Source organism: Candidatus Acidiferrales bacterium (genome assembly GCA_036514995.1).
In the GTDB taxonomy this organism is placed as follows: domain Bacteria; phylum Acidobacteriota; class Terriglobia; order Acidiferrales; family DATBWB01; genus DATBWB01.
Genome location: DATBWB010000150.1, coordinates 1 through 4,559, shown reverse-complemented (window position 1 = coordinate 4,559; position 4,559 = coordinate 1). Strand labels below are relative to the sequence as shown.

The window sequence follows — 4,559 nt, the reverse complement described above, 5'->3', positions numbered from 1 at the left end:
CAAAACCCACAAAAACCCCGCCTCTAAAGAGGCGGGCTACACAGTTGCCGCTAACCCGTTGATCGGAAACAGCGTTTAGGTGGTTTTGCAACAGGTTCTAGTGCGTCAAGGATATTTCTAATTTGCATTGACAGGCAATTCCCAGCGCAGCGCTGAGAAATTGTTTTCGCACGGTTCATAGCCGCGCAGCGTTTGTAAAGCTTCTGTGTGGATGTTAGGATTTTGCGCCTGAGCCGGAATGCTGGATCGCACCTTTCGCAATCTTGCTGTCACTTCGCATATCCACCGCGAGCTGGAACGTTTTCTTCTGGATCGGCGTGAGCCCGCCGGAGCGGAAGAGATTTGCCAGGCGGTTTTGTTGATTCATCCGCCGAATGCTGCCGTAGCGCGCGTTTTGGTCGAGGGCCTTTGCCAGGGCGATGCCCGGTTTTTCTTGGATGACAGCGGTCGCGTCACCCTGCGGCAAGAAGACCTGGGGGAAGCGTGGCGCCAGCGGCGGGGCTACGTGGTCGTGGACGTGGAAGCAACCACCGGCCGGAAGAATCATGCTCGCATGATCGAAGTTGGAGTCTGCCGCATCGAGGATGGCAAAATCGTTCGCCAGTGGTCTTCGCTGGTGAATCCCGGCCGGCCCATCGCCCGGTGGGTCCAGCGGCTCACCGGAATCACCGACGCCATGCTCCGGGAAGCGCCCGGCTTTGAGCAGTTGGCGTCGAAGTTGGCAGCCGAGCTTGAGGACATGGTTCTGGTCGCTCACCAGGCTCGGTTCGATCTGAGCTGCCTGAACGCCGAGTTTGAACGTCTATATAACCTGCGGCTGACGAACCGCTATCTCTGTACCCTTGAGCTGGCGCGAAAATATCTTCCGGGTCTCGAGAACTATCGTCTCGGTGCCATTTCGCGTGTTCTGAACATCGCCCACGAGCGCCCGCATCGAGCCGAGTCTGACGCCCTGGCCACGGCATGGATCTTTTGCCGGATGGCGGCGGAGGCCGAGAGCGAGTTCGAGCGCTTCCTGCGGCCGCGGCCGCCGAGCGTCCCAGCAAAAAGTTGAAACGAAATGGCTTCTCAACTCGTAGCTAGAGTTTGGCACGGGTTACCTGACAATCAAGAAATGGAGAGTGTCTCAAGATGGCAAATCGAACTTTGCGTTCCCCTCTTCTTGCTCTTATGTTGACATGCCTGCTCGCCTCACCCCTTTTCGCCCAGGTACCGCTCGAAGACTATGCCCGGGGCAAGCCGCAGCTTCCGAACGTTTTTGCGCCGTACTCGTCCGTCCGCGTACCCGCGCCGAATCTCGCCAATTCCCCCCGCATCGAGCAGCTCGTCCGCGAAGGCAAGCTCTACTTGAGCGTTCAAGATGCCATTGAGCTGGCGCTCGAGAACAATTTGGACATCAGTATCGCTCGCTACAACCCACAGTTGGCCGATACCGACATTCTCCGCACCAAGGCCGGCGGCGTGGCGCGCGGAATCGCCGGGACGGGCACCGCCTCGGCGCTGGGTATCACTCCGACCGGTTCTTTCGATCCCATCGTCACGGCGAACCTGAGCTGGGATCGGCGAAGCATTCCTTTCAACAATATCGTCACCACCGGCATTCCCTCGGTGACAGGCCAGACATCTCAGGGCAATTTCGTCTATTCCCAGGCCTTCAAATCGGGCACCAGTCTTTCCCTGACGTGGAACAACCAGCGGCAGTCGTCCACCTCGCGCTTTCTGGCGTTCAATCCCGCGCTCACTTCGACGGTGCAGTATTCCTTCACGCAGCGCCTGCTCAACGGATTTGGAATCGCCAACAACACCCGTTTCATCCGCATCGCCAAAAACAACCGCCACGTCAGCGATATGTTTCTCCGGCAACAGATCATCACGACCCTTTCCAGCACGTTGAACCAGTATTGGGACCTGGTTGCTGCCCGGCAGCAGGTCAAGGTGGCCGAGCACGCTCTGCAACTGGCCGAAAAGCTCTACCAGGACAACAAGCGCCAGGTGGAGATCGGGACGCTCGCGCCGATTGAGATTGTCCGCGCCGAGTCAGAGATGGCTCGCACCCGCCAGGACCTGATCGTTGCCCAAACTGCTTTGCAGCAACAACAAACGCTGCTGAAGAACACTCTTTCGAAAAACATCATGGATCCCGCTCTGGCGGCTGTGGAGATTGTGCCCACCGACACGGCCGCTCTTCCGCCGTCCCTGGAGATCATTCCTTACCAGGACGCCGTCCAACAAGCTTGGCGGATGCGCCCCGAGATTGACCAGTCGCTCACCGATTTGAAAAACCGTGATCTGACATTGCGCGGAACCCGCAATGCCCTCTTGCCGAGCCTCGACTTGATTGGCATCTATGGCGGCCAGGGCCTGGCCGGCAATACCACCCTCACCTCATTCGCCCCGACCGCCTTTGCTGCCGGAAATCCCGTTGTGGACGCGAGCGGCAACCCGGTGCCGGGAAACTTTGTGCCCGTCGTTGCCGCCGGGACGACGACGATCGTAAGCCAGACGAACCGTGGCCTCGCGCAAGCATGGACTCAGGCCTTCCACAGCGACTTCCCTCAATACACGGTTGCCTTGAGCCTTACCATTCCCATTCGCAATCGCAGCGCTCAGGCCGACAACGCTCGGGCGCTGATTGAAGAGCGCCAGGCAGAGGTCCGCCTTCAGCAGTTGCGCAATCAAGTTGCGGTGGAAGTACGCAACGCCCAGATTGCCCTGGAGCAGAACCGCGCCCGGGTGGAAGCGGCTCAGAAATTCCGCATCCTGGCCGAACAGACCCTTGATGCCGAACAGAAGAAGTACGCCCTCGGCGCCTCTACCATCTTCCTGGTCATCCAAGCGCAGCGTGACCTGGCCACCGCCCAAGGCCTTGAAGCCCGGGCGATGAGCGACTTCATGAAATCTCGAGTCGAGTTCGACCGCTCCCTGGGACGAACGCTCGACGTGCACCGCGTCCAGATGAGCTCTGCCAAGGCGAACGATTCGCCGCTCGCCGCCGCGCTCGGACAAAACTAGTTCCGGTCCCTCCTGCCGGCTCGAGCCGCAAGAGCGTAATCTACGCTGGCTCTCGAACGGGCGGTTCCGCTGGATGATAACGCGGCGTGGTTTGACTTGCCCGTACCGATGCCCTATCATCGCTTTTCTTGAAGGCCCCAGCGAAGACCCCGAACGAGCGAGACGGAGCCTCTGATGCCCATTCCTCCCCATTCCGAGAGTACGCTGGCCCCGAGCCAATCGGGGCTGGCCGAACAAAAAGAAACCAGCCGCGGCGGGCCGCGACAAGTCGAGGCCGAACCTCAAAAGGAGTTCACGACCGTTTCCGGCGTTCCGGTGGCGAGGCTTTACACGCCCGCGGATATTGCTTCCCTCGACTACGAGCGTGATCTCGGCGATCCCGGCCGGCCGCCTTACACCCGCGGCATTCACTCGACCATGTATCGCGGCCGCCTCTGGACGATGCGGCAATTCTCCGGCTTTGGAACTCCGGAAGACACCAACAAACGCTTCCACTATTTGCTGAGCCAGGGCCAGACCGGTCTTTCGGTTGCCTTTGACCTTCCGACCCTGATGGGTTACGACTCCGATCACCCTTTGAGCGAAGGCGAGGTTGGCAAGTGCGGCGTGGCCATCAGTTCGCTTGCCGACATGGAAGTCCTCTTCGATCGCATTCCCCTTGCCGATGTCACCACCTCGATGACCATCAATTCGCCGGCAGCCATTATCTGGGCGATGTACTTGGCGGTGGCGGAAAAGCAAGGCGCTGACCTAAAAAAGATTTCCGGCACGCTCCAGAACGACATCCTGAAGGAATATATCGCGCAGAAGGAATACATCTTCCCGCCCGAGCCGTCCATGCGGCTTGTGATTGATACCTTTGAATTCGGGACAAAGGCCACGCCTCGATGGAACACGATTTCGATCAGCGGCTATCACATCCGCGAGGCCGGTTCGACGGCCTTGCAGGAGCTGGCGTTTACCCTGCGCGATGGCATCGAGTACGTGGAGTGGGCCATGCGGCGCGGGTTGGAGGTTGACGAATTCGCTCCCCGCCTGTCGTTCTTCTTCAACGCCCACAACGATTTCTTTGAAGAAATCGCCAAGTACCGGGCGGCGCGGCGCATCTGGTACAAAACGATGCGCGAGCGCTTCCACTCGAGGAATGAGCGCTCGTGGGCTTTGCGCTTCCACACGCAAACCGCCGGTTGCTCGCTCACCGCTCAGCAACCTTATGTCAATCTGGTTCGCACCACCCTCCAGGCCCTGGCCGCCGTGATGGGCGGAACGCAATCGCTCCACACCAACTCGCTGGACGAGGCCTGGGCCTTGCCCACCGAGTTTGCCGCCACGCTGGCGCTGCGCACCCAGCAGGTGATTGCCTATGAGTCCGGCGTGAGCCATACGACGGACCCTCTCGGCGGTTCTTACTTTGTCGAGAAATTCACCAACGATATGGAAAAGGGTTGTTTCGAGTATTTCGACAAGATTGACGCTCTGGGCGGCATGGTTGCGGCCATTGAGCGCGCCTTCCCGCAGCGAGAGATTGCCGATGCTTCTTACCGCTA

Annotated in this window: 3 protein-coding genes; all 3 read left to right on the top strand. The window is 59.5% G+C overall.

What is annotated here, in order from left to right:
- The first annotated feature begins 238 nt into the window (after nt 1–238).
- The gene (locus VIH17_10185) at nt 239–1,054 is read left to right on the top strand and encodes an exonuclease domain-containing protein (GenBank protein HEY4683601.1); all 816 of its coding nucleotides are present in this window, start codon (nt 239–241) and stop codon (nt 1,052–1,054) included.
- A 77-nt stretch (nt 1,055–1,131) separates the two neighbouring features.
- On the top strand, nt 1,132–3,012 hold the full coding sequence (locus VIH17_10180) for a TolC family protein (GenBank protein ID HEY4683600.1): 1,881 nt from the start codon (nt 1,132–1,134) through the stop codon (nt 3,010–3,012).
- A gap of 174 nt (nt 3,013–3,186) precedes the next feature.
- The coding region (locus tag VIH17_10175; GenBank protein HEY4683599.1) for a methylmalonyl-CoA mutase family protein at nt 3,187–4,559 on the top strand (1,373 nt) is incomplete at its 3' end.